Source organism: Thetidibacter halocola, from assembly GCF_018224955.1.
GTDB lineage: Bacteria > Pseudomonadota > Alphaproteobacteria > Rhodobacterales > Rhodobacteraceae > Thetidibacter > Thetidibacter halocola.
Window position 1 is genome coordinate 431,778 of record NZ_JAGTUU010000004.1, and the last position, 15,830, is coordinate 447,607.

Below are 15,830 nucleotides of genomic sequence, written 5' to 3' on the forward strand. Positions count from 1 at the left end.
GCCTGAACCATGCAGGTCTACCTTCCCATCGCCGAGGTCTCCGTCGATGCCGTGCTTCTCCTCGGGCTCGGCGGCATCGTCGGTATGCTGTCGGGCATGTTCGGCGTCGGCGGCGGCTTCCTGCTGACGCCGCTGCTGTTCTTCATCGGCATCCCGCCCGCCGTCGCCGTCGCCACCGGCGCCAACCAGATCGTCGCCTCGTCCTTTTCCGGCGTGCTGGCGCATTTCAAGCGGCGAACGGTGGACCTGCGCATGGGCATGGTGCTGCTGGCGGGCGGCCTGGTGGGCGCGACGCTGGGCGTCATGCTGTTCAACTACCTGCGCACGCTGGGACAGGTCGACCTGCTGGTGCGGCTGTTCTACGTCGTCTTCCTGGGCATCATCGGCGCATTGATGTTCGTCGAAAGCCTGCGCGCCCTGCGCAAGTCACGCAGCGGCGCGCCACCCCCGCGCAAGAAACACACCTGGGTCCACGGCTTGCCGCTCAAGATGCGCTTCCGTGTCTCGGGGCTCTACATCTCGGTCATCCCGCCCATCGTGGTGGGCTTTGCCGTGGGCGTTCTGGCGGCGATCATGGGCGTTGGCGGCGGCTTCATCATGGTCCCGGCGATGATCTACCTGCTGGGCATGCCCACCAAGGTCGTGATCGGCACCTCGCTGTTCCAGATCATCTTCGTCGCAGCCTTCACCACGACGCTGCACGCCTCGACCAACCAGACGGTGGACGTTCTGCTGGCGGTTCTGCTGATCCTCGGCGGCGTGATCGGCGCGCAACTGGGAACCATTGTCGGCACCCGGATGAAGGCCGAGCAGTTGCGCATCCTGCTGGCCCTGCTGGTGCTGGCGGTCTGCGGCAAGATCGCGCTGGAGCTGCTTTTGCGCCCGGACGAGATCTATTCCATCGCGGCGAGGGCGCTGTGATGCGGGCGTGGCTCACCGCCCTCCTGCTGGCGATGGCCGCCCTGCCCACCCGGGCCGAGGAGGTGGTTCTGGGCCTCAGTCAGGACACCGTCTCGATCTCGACCCGGTTCGAGGGCTCGGACATCCTGATCTTCGGCGCGATCAAGCGCGAGGCCGCGATCCTCACCGATCCGCCGCTGCAGGTCATCATCACGCTGGCCGGGCCGAACCAGGAACTGACGGTGCGCCGCAAGGAACGCCGCTTCGGCATCTGGGTGAACGCCGATACCGTGGACGTGGACGCCGCGCCCTCCTTCTACGCCATCGCCACCTCGGCCCCCTGGCGAGAGGTGCTCAGCGCGACCGAGGACCTGCGCCACAAGATCTCCATAGAACGGGCCATCCGCAGCGTCGGCGCCCCGAGCGAAGTCACCGACAGCGAGAATTTCACCGAGGCGGTCATCCGCATCCGCGAGAATTCCGGTGTCTACGACCTGCGCGAAAGCACCGTCACGCTGCGCGAGTCCACCCTGTTCGACACCCGCATAAGCCTGCCCGCCAACCTGATCGAGGGCGCCTATCCCACGCGCATCTTCCTGACCCGCGATGGCCGGGTCGTGGCGACCTACGCGACCGAGATCGACGTGCGCAAGGTCGGGCTGGAACGCTGGCTATATGAACTGGCCCACCAGCAACCGCTGGTCTACGGGCTTATGAGCATCGCGCTCGCCATCGCGGCGGGCTGGGGCGCTTCTGCCGCCTTCCGCTTCGTGAGGTCAGGATGACACGCATACCGCCCGGAACCCGCGCCGATTACCGTGCCTTCCGCGCCCTGCCGACGCGCTGGATGGACAATGACGAATACGGCCACATGAACAACGCTACCTACCTGTCCTTCATGGATACCGCCGTCAGCCTCTGGCAACTGGACAACGGCATAGAAATCCGCGGACCACAGGCGCTGCGCTTTCTCGTGGTAGAAACCGGCATGCGGTATCACGCCGAGGCGGGCTTTCCCGACCTGGTTCATGCGGGGCTGCGCATCGGCCACCTGGGCCAGTCTTCGCTGCGCTACGAGGTCGGGCTGTTCCGCAACGACGAGGACAGCGCCTGTGCGGAGGGACATTTCGCGCAGGTCCTGACCGGCGACGACCACCGCCCCACGCCGATCCCCGACCCGGTGCGCGCACGCCTCGCGCCGCTGCTTGTGGAAGGCTGATCCCGCCGTTACCGTCCGGCCCAAAACGGAAGGGACCGCCATGCAGCTCAGCGAAACCGTGTCACTGGACCACGAGGGCGATATCGCCCTGATCCGGATCGACAACCCGCCGGTCAATGCCGCGGGCGTCACCGTGCGGCAGGGTCTGGTGGCGGCGGTCGACTGGCTGGCCGCCCATCCGCAGGTCGAGGCGGCCGCGCTCTACGCCGCGGGCCGCACCTTTGTCGCGGGCGCCGACATCCGCGAATTCGGCAAGCCGCCGCTGGACCCCTGGCTGCCCGAGGTGTGCCAGCGGCTCGAGGACAGCGCCACGCCCATCGTCTGCATCCTGCACGGCACCACGCTGGGCGGCGGGCTGGAAATCGCCATGGGCTGCCATGCGCGGCTTGCCCTGCCCGGTGCCAAGGTCGGCCTTCCCGAGGTCCACCTGGGCATCATCCCCGGCGCGGGCGGCACACAGCGCATGCCGCGCCTCACCGGTCAGGCCTTTGCCGTCGAGGCGATCACCACCGGCCGCCACATCGCGCTGGAAGAGGCGCTGAGCGCCGGGATCATCGACGGCATGGCAACCGACACGCCGGACCAGGCGGCCCGCAACGCCGCCCGCGCCGTTCTGGACGGTGCGTTGCGCACCCGCGCCACCGGCGCACAGGCCGTCACCGCCGACCCGGACGCGCTTGACGCGGCCCGCGCCCGCATCCGCAAGACCCAGCCCCATCTCTACTCGCCGCTGCGCTGCGTCGACGCCGTCGAACTCTCGACCCTGCCGATCCGCGAGGGCATCGCCCGCGAGCGCGTCATCTACCAGGAGTGCCACGATACGCCCCAGCGCGCCGGGCTGATCCACGCCTTCTTCGCCGAACGCGCCGTCGCCAAGGTGCCCGAGGCCGGCATCCCACCCCGCGCGACCGATCATATCGGCGTGATCGGCGCGGGCACGATGGGCGCGGGCATCGCCACCGCCTGCCTGCTGGCGGGCCTGACCGTCACCCTGACCGACCGCGACGACGCCGCGATCGCCCGGGGCCGCGCCGCCATCGACGCCAACCTCGACGGCGCGGTGAAACGCGGCAAGCTGGCGGACAAGGACGACGCCCTCGCCCGCCTGGCCACCACCACCGACAGTGCCGCCTTGTCCAAGGTCGACATCCTGATCGAGGCCGCCTTCGAGGACATGGCGGTCAAGCAGGCGATCTTCGCCGATCTCGACCGCATCGCAAAGCCCGGCGCGGTGCTGGCCACGAACACCTCCTATCTCGACGTGAACACCATAGCGCAGGCCACCGCGCGCCCCGGCGACGTGATGGGACTACATTTCTTTTCGCCCGCCCATGTCATGCGCCTTTGCGAGGTCGTGGTCGCCGAGGCCACAACGCCGGAAACCGCCGCCACCGGCTTTGCCCTTGCGAAACGGCTGCGCAAGATCGCCGTGCGCTCGGGCGTCTGCGATGGGTTCATCGGCAACCGCATCCTGCGATCCACCCGCCGCGCGGCGGAATACATGATGCTCGACGGCGCGCCCTTCGCGCAGATCGACGCCGCGCTCGAGGCCGCCGGCTGGGCGATGGGCCCGTTCCGCGTGTCGGACCTCGCCGGGCTCGACATCGCCTGGGCCCAGCGCAAGCGCCTCGCCGCCACGCGCCCGCCCGAAGAACGCTATGTCGACATGCCCGACCGCCTCTGCGAGGCCGGCCATCTCGGGCGCAAGACCGGCGCGGGCTACTACCTGAAAGACGGAACGCCAAACCCCGCCGCCCTGTCCGCACTGGAAGCGGAACGCGCGGCAAAGGGCATCGCCCCCCGCACCTTCACGGATGACGAGATCGTCAGCCGGTTCCTGACGGCGATGATCATGGAGGCCAGCCGCATCTTCGAAGAACGCATCGCGCTGCGCCCGATCGACGTCGATGCGGTCCTGCTCTTCGGCTACGGCTTCCCGCGCCACCTCGGCGGTCCGCTGCACCAGGCCGACGCGATCGGCGCGGCGCCCCTCGTCGACAGGATCGACAGTTTCGCGCAGGAGGACCGCCATTTCTGGCAGGTGCCAGAAATCCTCCGGGACATGGCGCACAGCAGTGGAACCTTCGCGCAGCGCAACTGATCTGCTCCGGTTCAAGAACGCCGTGGGCAGGCTCGTGCCGAAGGTTCAGAGGGTCGCGTTCCCGACGCGATCTCTACGGAAAATGTCATGGTCACGACGGCCAAGTGGGCGGCGGATTGCAGGCTGCGATCCGTTCTGGCGGAATAAGGTCCGCCCTTCGCGCGTAATCCTTCTGCAACCCGGCAGACGCCGAAACAGATGGAGATACAGATGACAAGGTTCCTGACCGCTGCTGTCACCGCGCTGATTGCAGCCACCGCAGCCCCGACGCCCGCCAAGGCCGACGATCCGCTCGCCCGCTTCTTCAACCAGCTGATCCAGGGCGGGGCGGCACGTGCCGAGCGCGAAGGCGGCACCCGCTTCGAGGCACGCAGCTTCCGGCGCGACGACGACGATGATGACGATCGCGGATCGCGGTCCAACTCGAACTCGGACTCCAGTTCGAACAGCTCGTCCAATTCCAGCAGCAACTCCAGTTCGAACAGTTCGTCCAACTCAAGCAGCAATTCGAGCTCGAACAGTTCGTCCAATTCGGACGACGACGACGATTGATCACCGGCTCACGGTGCGAGCGCGCCAGGCCCCGGCCCAACCCGGCCGGGGCATTTTTCTTTCTGGCCCCATGAAGTGACATCCCGACGGAATAATTGTGAGCCGTGGCGCGTTCTGCTGACAACGCACCCAACGGGGACGGACCATGACGGACACCTTCCGGCGCGATCTCGTCGCGCTGATACCGAAGCTGAGGCGCTTTGCCTGGTCGCTGACCGGCAACCGGCAAGAGGCCGACGATCTCGTGCAGGCGGCCTGCGAGAAGGCGCTGCGCAACGAACAGCAGTATCGCCCCGGCACCCGGCTGGACAGCTGGATGTTTCGCATCGTGCAAACGGCCTGGATCGACGATCGCCGCCGCGCACGCACCCGGGGCGTGGGCATCGATCCAGAGGACGCGCACCTGAGCGACCATGGCAAGGCCGCGAGCCTGCCGGAGGCGCGGCTGATGCTGGAGCGCGCCCGCACGGCGATGGCCGCGCTGCCAGAGACACAACGCGCGGTCATGGCGCTTGTCGCCATCGAGGGGCTGAGCTACCGCGAGGCGGCCGAGACGCTGGACATTCCCGTGGGCACCGTGATGAGCCGCCTCGCCCGTGCGCGCGAGGCCCTGCTGCCTGCACTGGGAGAAACGAAGGGAGGACGGCAATGACCCGCACCATGATGGACAAGGAGCGCCTTGCGGCCTTCGCCGATGGCGAACTGTCCCCTGAAGACGCCGCTGCGGTGGTCATGCACCTTTCCGACCACCCCGAGGACCAGGCCTATGTGGACGACCTGATGGCAGCCAACGCGGCGCTGGCGCAGGCCTTTTCTGCGCCTCTGGCCGAACCGGTTCCGACGCGCCTGCTGGCGGCGGCGGGGATGCCCGGCGCCAACGTGATCCCGTTCCGACGCCGCGTGCTGCGGCTGGGCGCGGGCGGGCTGGCGCTGGCGGCCTCGGTCGCGGCAGCGGCGCTGCTGGTCTGGCCGGGCGCGGACACGCGGCTTGTCCCCGGCGCGGTGGCGGGCGGATCGCCACTGGCGCAAGCGCTGGACAGCTTGCCCTCGGGCGTGCCCGCGACGCTGGAAGGGCGGGCGCTGATGATCCTGGCCAGCCTGCCGGTGCAGGACGGATTTTGCCGCGAAGTCGAGATCGTCGACTCCTCGGCCAGCCTGCTGGAAATGGCGCTGGCCTGCCGCGGCGCAGGCGGCTGGCGGGTCGAGGTGGTGCTGGCCGAACGCCTGCCAGAGACCACGGAAAACGGATATGTCCCGGCCGGCGGCGTGGAAACGGCGGGGCTGACCCCCTTCCTCGACCGGCTGGGTGCAGGCCTCGCCCTTTCGCCGCAGGACGAGCAAGCGGCCATCGCCGCCGGCTGGAAACGATGATGGACGGGGCCGGCGCGGCCCCGTTCCCGACGACACGACATTCAGCGGGCGGCGCCTAACGCGCCGCCCGCGCCTCTTTGCGATACCAGCCCGGCGCCGCTCGGGTGCTGCGCGTCACGCGCTCACGCAGCGCGGCCTCGTCGGATGTCTCGGCCCGGATCCGGGCCTGCGCGGGCAGCGCATCGCGGCGGAACGGGATCACCTGCACCAGAGGCGAGCCCTTTTCGATCACGTGCACCCCGTCAGCGCCGGTGGCGAAGAACGGAAAATGGATCGGTGCGCGGTAGGTATCGGTGTCCACCACGCCGGACACAATCTGGAAAAGGCCATTGGGCCGGTTCAGCGGATCGATGAACAGGCAACTCCAGCGAGGCGGGGTGGCTATGGTCCAGTGATTGTGGAACTTGCAGGGCGGCCGCGCGCCCATCGGGTTGCCCGCGACCTGGTGCATGGCGTGGTTCGAGACCATCGTCCGGTCGAAATCCCACGAGGCATCGACGCGCGTCGCGCCTTCGCGGATCTCCAGCCGCACCGTGGCGGCCAGCGGGATGATCCAGCCTGTCGTCATGGCGTCGAGGAAAGGCATGCAGCGTTTCACCGTCAGGCCGGTGTCAGTGCGGCTTTCGCGGGTGGGATCAATGGCGGGCAGCTTGCGGAACCAGTCCGGCATGTAGGTTTTCGCGGGGACCGGCGGGGCGATCACGCCCAGATCCTCGGGCGCGCAGGTAAAGGTGATGGCGGGGGTGCGTCGAAAGACGAACATGGCGGCTCCGTTGCGTGACAGCGTCACTCACAAAACGGCTGACCACCGCACCCTATTCCGTGCAAAACCCTGTCGCATCCACGATACCCGCGCCGAAGACCGGATCGGCGCCCTCGGCCCCCGCATCGCGGGCGGCGGCGCGCAGGGCTTCGGCGACCGCCTGCGGCGTCTGCATCCCCTCGAGCCGCGCCAACAGGGCCGCCGCGGCGGTGACGAAGGGCACCGCGAAAGAGGTGCCGGTCTGCGGCCGCGCACCCCGGATCGAGGTGGCCAGCAGCAGATCGACCCCCGGCGCGGCAAGGTCCAGATGGTCGCCTCGTTGCGCACCGCGCCAGACGCGCCCGCGCGTATCGACCGCCGTCACGGCGATGGCATCGGGATGCGCGGCGGGCCAGGCGGGCGGCGCATCCGGGCCGCCATTGCCGGCGGCGGCGACAAAGACCATGCCCCGCTCTGCGGCAAGCCGCGTCATCAGGTCCGAAAGCAGACTGTTCTCGGGGCCACTCAGCGACAGGTTCACCACCCGCAAGTCGCGCCCCGCCAGCAGATCAAGTCCGAGCAGCAGCGACAGTGCCGAAGCGCGTTCGTCGCCCCGCTCGCGGGCGAAGATGTCGACCGCCACCACTTCGGCGCGCGGCAGCAGGCCCGGCACGCGGCTGTCCGGCCCGCCGACCAGCAGCGAGACGATGGCCGTGCCATGAATGGCCTGCGAGGGATCCCCCGCGCCGTCGGTCAGGCTCAACACTTCCAGCGCCGCGCCCGACAGGATTTCGTGGTCCGCGTTCACGCCGGTGTCGATCACGCCGATCCGCACCGGGGCGCCGCATCCCTGTGCCGGCCATCCCGCCAGCAACCGCGCATCACAGTTGAGATCGGTGCAGGCGGGCAAGGCGATCTCGACCGCCTGGCTGCTGCGGTAGAAGTGGTTCAGGTCCGCGACCGGCGCCGAGGGCAACGCGCGCACCCGGTCGCGCGCCGCCTCGAGTGTCGATCCGCTGGGTGGTGCCAGCCGGGAGACGGCCAGGCCGATGCGAGGCAACGACCGCTCTTCCAGCAGGACAAAGCCTTCGGTCAATAGCTGCGCCAGGTCCTCGGGGCCAACGCCCGTGGCCAGGATCTCGGGCGCGGCGATGGCGCGTATGACCGGAGCCGGGGCGGGAGCGGCCCGGCGCGGCGCGGGCGTGTCGATGCTCTGCCGCCGGACAACCGACGCTCGGGGTCTGTCACGCTCGCGCTCGGCCCGCGCTTCACCACCGCCAAACCCTACGGACCCACGGCCGTCATCATCGTCGTCATCGTCATCATCGTCGCCGTCGTCGCCGTCATGATCGTCCGCCCAGGCGGCGGAAGGACCAAGGACCGGGTCACCGAACGGCAGCGCCAGAATGACGACAATAGCGAAAAGCAAAGCGCGAAGCGCAGCCTTTGAAAGCATGACCATCAAGACCTCTCCGGTTCGATTGCTTCGATCACAACGTATGAGGCGCCGCCCGTATTCCCACGCAAATCCGATGAACTTTTTCAGGAATAGGAGACGGGTTGGCCCGTTCTCTCCCTGCCGGCACAAGGACCGGCTTCCTCAACAGGAGTTACGGACCATGACCTCCCTGACCTTCAAAGGCGACCAGATCGGCGAAGCCCTGCAATTCGACTCCAACGGCCTGACGACGACCGTCGAGATCGGCCGCGTCTGGTTCTCAGCCACCGACATCGTCACGATCACCTTCGCCCCCGGCGCCGTGAACCCCGACGGGTCGATCCCCGGCGGCTCGGGCATCGTGACCGGCCTGACCGTGACCACGGTCGAGGGTCTGGTGACGACGTTCCTGACCGATGGAAACGGGCTGGATGTCGATCCCGATCCCGAAAAGAACGGTGCCGACTATCTCTACATCTCGGAAAGCCCGACGCCGGGGATGGGCGGCGCCTATGCCGGGCTGCAACTGGAAAAGATCCTGATCTCGGACCTGCCGCTGATCGCGGCGACCAGCCCGATCTACGGCAATTCCGGCTTCTACTTCCCCGCCGCGCAGCCGGTGACGCCGCCCTCGCTGATCGGCGGGCCGGGCAATGACGTGCTGACCGGCACCGCAGGCGGAGACCGGATGAACGGCGGCGACGGCAACGATTTCATCAGCGCGCGCGGCGGGTCCGACAACGTCAGGGGCGATCGCGGCAACGACGTGATCTCGGCCGGGGCCGGGAACGACACGGTTGCCGGCGGTGCGGGCAATGATCGCCTGCTGGGCGAGACCGGACGCGACAAGCTGTTGGGAGGGGCTGGAAACGACCTGCTGGACGGCGGCGCGGGGCGCGATGTGCTGACCGGCGGCGCGGGCGGCGATGCCTTCGTCTTTGGCGGCGGCGACCGCGTAACGGATTTCGACGCCCTCGAAGGCGATCAGATCCTGTTCGACGCGGCGCTGGGCCTTGACCTGTCGATGATCGCCGTCACCTTCGGGTCGGCCAGTACCACCATCGCCTATGCCGGCCAGACGATGACGCTGAATGGCGTGACCGCGCCCTTCGACCTGGGCAACGCGATCAAGTTCGACTACGAGCCCAGCCTGGATTTCATCTGACGCTTGCTGCGGCGCGGGACCAGTCCCGCGCCGCTTGCCGATCTGACGCTGGCCAGGGATGATCCAGACCGCGATCCACAGGCGCCCCGCCGTTTCAGCCCCTTTCGTGGAAAAAGGCGTAGATCCGCTCGGCCAGCGCCTCGCTCACGCCGTCCACTGCCTTCAGGTCGGCGAGGTTGGCGCGGCTCACCGCCTTGGCCGATCCGAAATGCGCCAGCAGCGCGCGCTTGCGCGCGGCGCCCACGCCCGGCACCTCGTCCAGCGGGTTGGCCATCTGGGTTTTCGCGCGCTTGGCCCGGTGTGTGCCGATGGCAAAGCGGTGCGCCTCGTCGCGCAGGCGCTGCACGAAATAGAGCACCGGATCGTTGTGGCGCAGGGCAAAGGGGCGCTCTTTGGGGCGGTGAAACTCTTCCTTGCCGGCATCCCGGTCGATGCCCTTGGCGACCCCGACAAAGGGCACGTCCGCGACGCCCTCGGCATCCATGATCTCGGCCACCGCGCTCACCTGCCCCGCGCCACCGTCGATCAGCATCAGGTCCGGCCACAGCCCCTTGGACCGGTCCGGATCGTCCTTCTTGAGCCGCTTCAACCGCCGCGTCAGAACCTCCTTCATCATGCCGAAATCGTCGCCGGGCGTCAGTTCGTCGCCGCGGATGTTGAACTTGCGATACTGGCTTTTCAGGAAGCCTTCCGGCCCGGAGACGATCATGGCGCCCACGGCGTCCGTGCCCTGGATGTGGCTGTTGTCATAGACCTCGATCCGCTGCGGCGGCGCATCCAGATCGAACGCCTCGGCCAGCCCGCGCAGCAGTTTCGCCTGCGTCGCCGTCTCGGACATGCGCCGGGCGAGGCTTTCCTTGGCATTCCGCAGCGCACCGTCCACCAGCTCTGCCTTCTCGCCCCGCTGCGGCACGGCCAGCTCGACCTTGCGGCCCAGCTTGTCGGACAGGAGCTGCGCCATCAGGTCCTCGTCTTCGATCGGGTGGGACAGCAGGATCACGCGCGCGGGGTCCTTCTGGTCATAGAACTGGCCAAGAAAAGCCTGCATAACTTCGGCGGGCTCCACGTCCTCGCCCACGCGCGGGTAGAAATCGCGGTTGCCCCAGTTCTGGTTCGCCCGGATGAAGAAGACCTGCACGCAGGCCTGCCCGCCCTCCATGTGCAGCGCGATCACGTCGGCCTCGGCCACGCCGGCGGGATTGATCCCCTGCGCGGTCTGAACCTGCGTCAGCGCGCGGATACGGTCGCGCAGGGCGGCGGCGCGCTCGAACTCCATCGCCTCAGACGCATCCATCATCTGCGTCTTGAGCGCCTCCTGCACCTGGGTCGACTTGCCAGACAGAAAGCGCGCCGCGTCACGCACGGCCGCGCCATACTCCGCCTCGGAGATCTTGCCGACGCAGGGCGCGCTGCACCGGCGGATCTGGTATTGCAGGCAAGGGCGCGTGCGGCTTTCGAACTGGCTGTCGCTGCAATTGCGCAGCAGGAACGCCTTTTGCAACTGGTTGAGAACCCGGTTCACTGCGCCCGCGCTGGCGAAGGGACCGAAATAGCTGCCCTTGTCCGTCTTGGCGCCGCGATGCTTGCAGATCATCGGAAAGGGGTGGTCGGTGAGCAGGATGTTGGGAAAGCTCTTGTCGTCCCGCAGCAGCACGTTGAACCTGGGCTTGAGCTGCTTGATGAGGTTCTGTTCCAGCAGCAAGGCCTCGGTCTCGGTCCGGGTCGTCAGGAACATCATCGACGCGGTTTCCGAGATCATCCGCGCGATGCGCCGCGAATGGCCGGAGGGTCGCGCATAGTTGCTAACCCGTGCCTTTAGGTTGCGCGCCTTGCCGACATAAAGCACCCGACTTTGCGCATCGAGCATGCGATAGACGCCGGGACTACCGTCCAGCGTGCGCAAGTAGGAGTGGATGACCGTGTGGCCCAATTCCGGGCTGGTTGTCTGCTCTGTCATGTCGGTCACGCTTGTCTCTGATTCCCGCCCCTCGCTGCAACGGCATTCATGCCGGATCAACCCCGAAGGCATCCACGACTCCTGTGGACAACTCTGTAGGCAAAATCCGGAGAGACGGAAATTTTCCTTGTATTCGCGGCCCTTCGCTCGAATGCCCAATTTTTAGGCGAGTTTACAACCCTTTGATTTCCTTTGAAAGATTTTCAAACGCACCGCAAAATATTGAAAACATGACAAATTCTTAACAGTTTCGTAACGTCAGCGTGACCGGTGCAAAACTCTGCGGGCCATGGATCATTCGGTGTCGATCACGTCCGGCGTCTGCCAGGCCAGGTGCTGGCCGCCATCGATGCACAGAAGCTGCCCCGTGACCGCGGGCGCATCCCAGAAATAGCCCAGCGCGGCGCATATGTCGGCGGGGTTCGCGCCGCGGCCCAGAACCGTGGATTGCCGCTGGCGGGCATAGCCCTCGGCGCTCTGCCGCTCACCCTGAAGCGTCGGGCCCGGACCGATCCCGTTCACCCGAACCCGCCCGCCCAGCGCCTGCGCGGCGGTCCGGGTCAAGGTCCACAGCGCGGCTTTCGCCAGCGTGTAGGTCATGAAATCGGGCGTCAGCTTGCGCACGCGCTGGTCGATCATGTTGATGACCAGGCCCTGCGCCAGCGGCTCTCCCATCGCGTCGGTCAGCGGCGCCGGAACCTGCGCGGCAAAGGCCTGCGTCAGCACGAAGGGCGCGCGCAGGTTCGACCCGAAATGCCGCTCCCAGCTGTCAGCGGTCGCGTCCTCCAGCGTGTCTCGTTCGAAGATCGAGGCGTTGTTGACCAGCAGCCGCAGCGGCGCGCCCAGCGCCTCGGCGGCGCGGGGCAGCAGCGCCTGCCGCGCGTCCTCGTCCAGCAGGTCGGCCTGAAGCGCGACGGCGCGGCGGCCCATCCCCTCGATCTCGGCCACGAGGTCCTGCGCGGCCTTAGCGGAGCCAGCATAATGTACCGCCACGTCAAAGCCGCGGTCAGCGAGATACAGGCTCATGGCCCGGCCGAGGCGTTTGGCTCCGCCGGTGATCAGGGCGGTCTTGCGGGTCGGGTCGGTCATCGTGGCTCCTCAGGCGGTCAGCACGATGCCCACATAGCCCAGATACAGCGCGGACAAGGCCAGGCCCCAGGGCTTCGTCAGGTTGCGCCCCATGAACACGAAGGGGATCAGCACCAGCGCCGCGGCCAGCATCACCCACAGGTCAAAGCGCAGCAGGGCGGGGTCCACCTCCATCGGTGCGATCAGCGCGGCGACGCCGATGATCGCCAGCAGGTTGAACATGTTCGAGCCGATCACGTTGCCCAGCGCCACGTCCGCTTGGCGACGGATCGCCGCCATGACCGTCGTCGCCAGTTCCGGCAGCGAGGTGCCCAGCGCCACCAGCGTCAGGCCGATCACCGTGTCCGGCACGCTGAACATCTGCGCGATCTCGGTCGCGCTGTCGACCAGCAGATCGGCGCCCAGCGGCAGGCCGATCAGGCCCAGCACGAGGAACAGCGCGATCTTCCAGCCGGCCATCTCGGGGTCGGCACCTTCGGGTTCTTCGAGGTCCTCCTCCAGCGCACCGGCGCGGCGATGGGCCAGCGCGTCGCGGATCTGGTCGCCCAGGATCAACACCAGCACCGCCAGCAGCACAAGCCCCGCGATCCAGTCGAACACCCCGCGAAAGGCGAGTCCGATGAACAGCACCGTGCCGAACATCATCTGGACAAAGCTCTTGCGCGTCTCGCATTCGCCGGTGTGCATGACGGCGATCAGCGCGGGAATGCCCAGCACCAGCAGGACGTTGGCCGTGTTCGATCCGATCACGTTGCCCAGCGCGATGCCCGGTACGCCTTCGAGCGCGGCCTTGACCGAGATCAGCAGTTCCGGCGCCGAGGTGCCGAAGGCAACGATGGTCAGGCTTACGATCAGCGCCGGGATTCCCAGCCGCAGGGCAAGATTCACCGCTCCCTTCACCAGCGCGTCGCCAGCCAGAAGCAGGATCACCAGACCCAGTGCCGCATAGACGAAGACCATTTGGACTTACCCTTTTCCGCAGGGGCAGGGCCCCTTGCCGATGCGAAAGCGGCCGCAGGCGCGGCAGCGGCGGTCGGCGATTTGCTTGGCCCCGGGCAGGCGCAGCTTGCCGAAGATTCCGAGCACGGCGATGAAGGCCAAGAAAAGCAGGACGATCTTCGAGATCACGTCACAGCCCGTAGCGCGCGAATTCCGCGCGCTCCTCGATTTCGGCCAGGATGCCCTGCGCAGCCTGCAAACCTAGGCGCGGGAACAGCGGGCGGCGCTGTTCATAACGTCGGAACTTCACCTTGTCGCCGTATCGCTGTTTCATCATCGGTTCCAGGTGACCGACCCGATCGGCAAGGCCGACCTCGACCGCCGCCTGCCCGACCCAGATCTCGCCGGTGAACAGGTCGGGATTGTCGGCCAGTTTGGCACCGCGCCGATCGCGCACCAGTGCGATAAATGTCTCGTGCAGTTGTCCCAGCAGGCGGTTCAGGCGTTCGACATCCTCTTCCTTCTCGGGGCGGAAGGGGTCCATCATGGATTTCGATTTGCCCGCCGTGTGAACGCGCCGCTCGATCCCCTGCCGTTGCAGAAAGACATGCGCCCCGAACCCGGCCGAGATCACGCCGATCGAGCCGAGGATAGAGCAGGCATCGGCCACGATCTCGTCCGCGGAACAGGCAATCCAGTAGCCGCCCGACGCCGCAACATCCTCGGTAAAGGCGATGACCGGCACCTTGGTTTCCTCGGACAGACGGCGTATTCGCGCACCGATCAGCGAGGATTGCACCGGCGATCCGCCGGGCGAGTTGATTTCCAGCGCGACGGCCGCGGGCTTGCCCCGCCGGAACGCCTTTTCCAGCAGTGGCGCGACTGTTCGGTCGCTTATGCCGCCGCGGCCTGCAATACCGATCGCGCCCTGCAACCGCACGACGGACACAACCGGGTTTGCTTTGACGAAAGGGATCCATCGCTTCATGTCGGGCGATGTAGAGGCGGGGTGCGCGACAAACAAGGCTGGGATGCATCTTTAGGCCCGTTGTGGCTGCCGTGCCCCGGAGCGCGGCTCGGCCAGATCGGCAGAGCGGTGACCTGCGACGGCGGGCCTGCACGGCAAAGTTGAGAAAATCCCGGCAAGGCGATACCTTTTGCGGGTGAGTCCCGTTACCGGGGCTGCACCGCCCCTGTGAGGAGGATCACCCCAATGGGCAAGAATGGCGACAAGGCGCCCAAGCACCTGTCCAAGAACCAGCAGCGCAAATGGTATAATGCTCAGAAAAAGGAGATGGACGGCGCAGCCACCCGTGGGCAGGCCCGGTTCGACGACTACGCGCACAATTACACGCGGGTGAATTTCGGACAGCTTGCCCGGCAGATCGACGGGTTCGGCTTTCTCGGGTCGCCGGAACTGTCAGAGAACCGTTCGAAATTCTATCGCACGACGACAACGGGATGGACGGTTATCCTGGACCTCAGCCAGAGCTATTTCCGGCTACAGGACCCCGAAGGGGAATACACCGATGCCCGCGGCAACCGAAAGCCGCAGACCATGTCGAACGACGAGTTCATGACGAACAGCCATTTCCGGACCTGAAAGGCGGGCGAGGCCATGCCCCGCCCGATCCCCGGTCAGACGATCTTGATGCCGGCCTTCTCGGCATCCTTGAGGAACCCGGCCAGGCCCTTGTCGGTCAGCACGTGGCTGGCCATCGCCTTGATGACGGCGGGCGGCGCAGTGACCACGTCGGCGCCGATCTTGGCGCATTCGCTCATGTGGTTGGCCGAGCGGATCGAGGCGGCCAGAAGCTGCGTCTCGATCCCGTAATTGTCATAGACCTGACGGATGTCGGCGATCAGATCCATCCCGTCGAGGTTGATGTCGTCCAGCCGCCCGACGAAGGGAGAGATGAACGTCGCGCCCGCCTTGGCCGCCAGGATCGCCTGGTTGACCGAAAAGCAGAGCGTCACGTTGACCATCCGGCCCTCGCCCGACAGCACCTTGCAGGCCTTGAGCCCGTCCCAGGTCAGCGGCACCTTGATGACGATGTTGTCGGCGATCTGCGCCAGCTTGCGGCCTTCGGTTATCATCGCGTCCGCTTCCAGCGCGACGACCTCTGCGCTGACCGGGCCATCCACGAGGTCGCAGATTTCCTTGGTCACTTCCAGAATGTCGCGCCCGGACTTGGCGATCAGCGAGGGGTTGGTCGTGACCCCGTCCACCATGCCCAGATCGTTGAGTTCGCGGATCGCGTCGATCTCCGCCGTGTCGACAAAGAATTTCATGTGCTCAGCCCTCCGAGGCGATGCTTGGCTTTCCCCACCTCGTGCCTTACCCCAAAGACGGGCGC

General features: G+C 67.0%; 16 protein-coding genes. 9 read left to right on the forward strand and 7 right to left on the reverse strand.

The genetic code is table 11. The annotated features are described in order from the left end of the window. Positions 1–9 precede the first annotated feature (9 nt). The 7 genes from KB874_RS12180 (at position 10) to KB874_RS12210 (ending at position 6,143) form a co-directional block, all read left to right on the forward strand. Positions 10–921: a sulfite exporter TauE/SafE family protein gene (locus KB874_RS12180; RefSeq protein WP_212536815.1), complete on the forward strand. Its 912-nt coding sequence runs from the start codon at positions 10–12 to the stop codon at positions 919–921. Next, complete coding sequence (locus KB874_RS12185) at positions 921–1,685, forward strand: TIGR02186 family protein (protein WP_212536816.1); 765 nt, start codon at positions 921–923, stop codon at positions 1,683–1,685. Before KB874_RS12180 ends, KB874_RS12185 begins: the two co-directional genes overlap by 1 nt. Next, positions 1,682–2,119: an acyl-CoA thioesterase gene (locus KB874_RS12190; RefSeq protein ID WP_212536817.1), complete on the forward strand. Its 438-nt coding sequence runs from the start codon at positions 1,682–1,684 to the stop codon at positions 2,117–2,119. Before KB874_RS12185 ends, KB874_RS12190 begins: the two co-directional genes overlap by 4 nt. A gap of 40 nt (positions 2,120–2,159) precedes the next feature. After that, a complete protein-coding gene (locus KB874_RS12195; RefSeq protein WP_212536818.1) occupies positions 2,160–4,220 on the forward strand; it encodes a 3-hydroxyacyl-CoA dehydrogenase NAD-binding domain-containing protein in 2,061 nt (686 codons plus the stop codon). A gap of 210 nt (positions 4,221–4,430) precedes the next feature. Then, the gene (locus KB874_RS12200) at positions 4,431–4,772 is read left to right on the forward strand and encodes a hypothetical protein (RefSeq protein WP_212536819.1); all 342 of its coding nucleotides are present in this window, start codon (positions 4,431–4,433) and stop codon (positions 4,770–4,772) included. 145 nt (positions 4,773–4,917) lie between these two features. Continuing rightward, the gene (locus tag KB874_RS12205; protein WP_212536820.1) at positions 4,918–5,424 is read left to right on the forward strand and encodes an RNA polymerase sigma factor; all 507 of its coding nucleotides are present in this window, start codon (positions 4,918–4,920) and stop codon (positions 5,422–5,424) included. Continuing rightward, on the forward strand, positions 5,421–6,143 hold the full coding sequence (locus tag KB874_RS12210) for an anti-sigma factor family protein (protein WP_212536821.1): 723 nt from the start codon (positions 5,421–5,423) through the stop codon (positions 6,141–6,143). Before KB874_RS12205 ends, KB874_RS12210 begins: the two co-directional genes overlap by 4 nt. A 55-nt stretch (positions 6,144–6,198) precedes the next feature. Here KB874_RS12210 and KB874_RS12215 read toward each other — a convergent pair whose 3' ends face one another. After that, positions 6,199–6,906, reverse strand: a complete 708-nt coding sequence (locus KB874_RS12215) for a DUF6065 family protein (protein ID WP_212536822.1) — start codon at positions 6,904–6,906, stop codon at positions 6,199–6,201. A gap of 52 nt (positions 6,907–6,958) precedes the next feature. Next, entirely contained in the window at positions 6,959–8,347 is a 1,389-nt protein-coding gene (locus tag KB874_RS12220) for a S8 family serine peptidase (protein ID WP_249200424.1), read from the reverse strand. 157 nt (positions 8,348–8,504) lie between these two features. Here KB874_RS12220 and KB874_RS12225 point away from each other — a divergent pair, with 157 nt between their 5' ends. Continuing rightward, positions 8,505–9,488: a calcium-binding protein gene (locus tag KB874_RS12225; RefSeq protein WP_212536823.1), complete on the forward strand. Its 984-nt coding sequence runs from the start codon at positions 8,505–8,507 to the stop codon at positions 9,486–9,488. A 94-nt stretch (positions 9,489–9,582) separates the two neighbouring features. On the opposite strand, the gene uvrC is transcribed toward KB874_RS12225, so the two are convergent. The 4 genes from uvrC to KB874_RS12245 form a co-directional block, all read right to left on the reverse strand. After that, the gene (uvrC, locus tag KB874_RS12230; RefSeq protein WP_212536936.1) at positions 9,583–11,445 is read right to left on the reverse strand and encodes an excinuclease ABC subunit UvrC; all 1,863 of its coding nucleotides are present in this window, start codon (positions 11,443–11,445) and stop codon (positions 9,583–9,585) included. 294 nt (positions 11,446–11,739) lie between these two features. Next, positions 11,740–12,534 carry an SDR family oxidoreductase gene (locus tag KB874_RS12235; protein WP_212536824.1) on the reverse strand — a complete coding sequence of 265 codons (795 nt, stop codon included), beginning with the start codon at positions 12,532–12,534 and terminating at the stop codon, positions 11,740–11,742. 9 nt (positions 12,535–12,543) lie between these two features. Continuing rightward, positions 12,544–13,494 carry a calcium/sodium antiporter gene (locus KB874_RS12240; protein ID WP_212536825.1) on the reverse strand — a complete coding sequence of 317 codons (951 nt, stop codon included), beginning with the start codon at positions 13,492–13,494 and terminating at the stop codon, positions 12,544–12,546. A gap of 169 nt (positions 13,495–13,663) precedes the next feature. Further along, complete coding sequence (locus tag KB874_RS12245; protein ID WP_212536826.1) at positions 13,664–14,461, reverse strand: S49 family peptidase; 798 nt, start codon at positions 14,459–14,461, stop codon at positions 13,664–13,666. Positions 14,462–14,686: 225 nt separating this feature from the next. On the opposite strand from KB874_RS12245, the gene KB874_RS12250 reads away from it, so the two are divergent. Then, the gene (locus KB874_RS12250) at positions 14,687–15,076 is read left to right on the forward strand and encodes a hypothetical protein (RefSeq protein ID WP_212536827.1); all 390 of its coding nucleotides are present in this window, start codon (positions 14,687–14,689) and stop codon (positions 15,074–15,076) included. A 35-nt stretch (positions 15,077–15,111) separates the two neighbouring features. Here the strand turns inward: KB874_RS12250 and fsa are convergent, their stop codons facing one another. Further along, on the reverse strand, positions 15,112–15,765 hold the full coding sequence (gene fsa / locus KB874_RS12255) for a fructose-6-phosphate aldolase (RefSeq protein WP_212536828.1): 654 nt from the start codon (positions 15,763–15,765) through the stop codon (positions 15,112–15,114). Between the last annotated feature and the right edge of the window lie 65 nt (positions 15,766–15,830).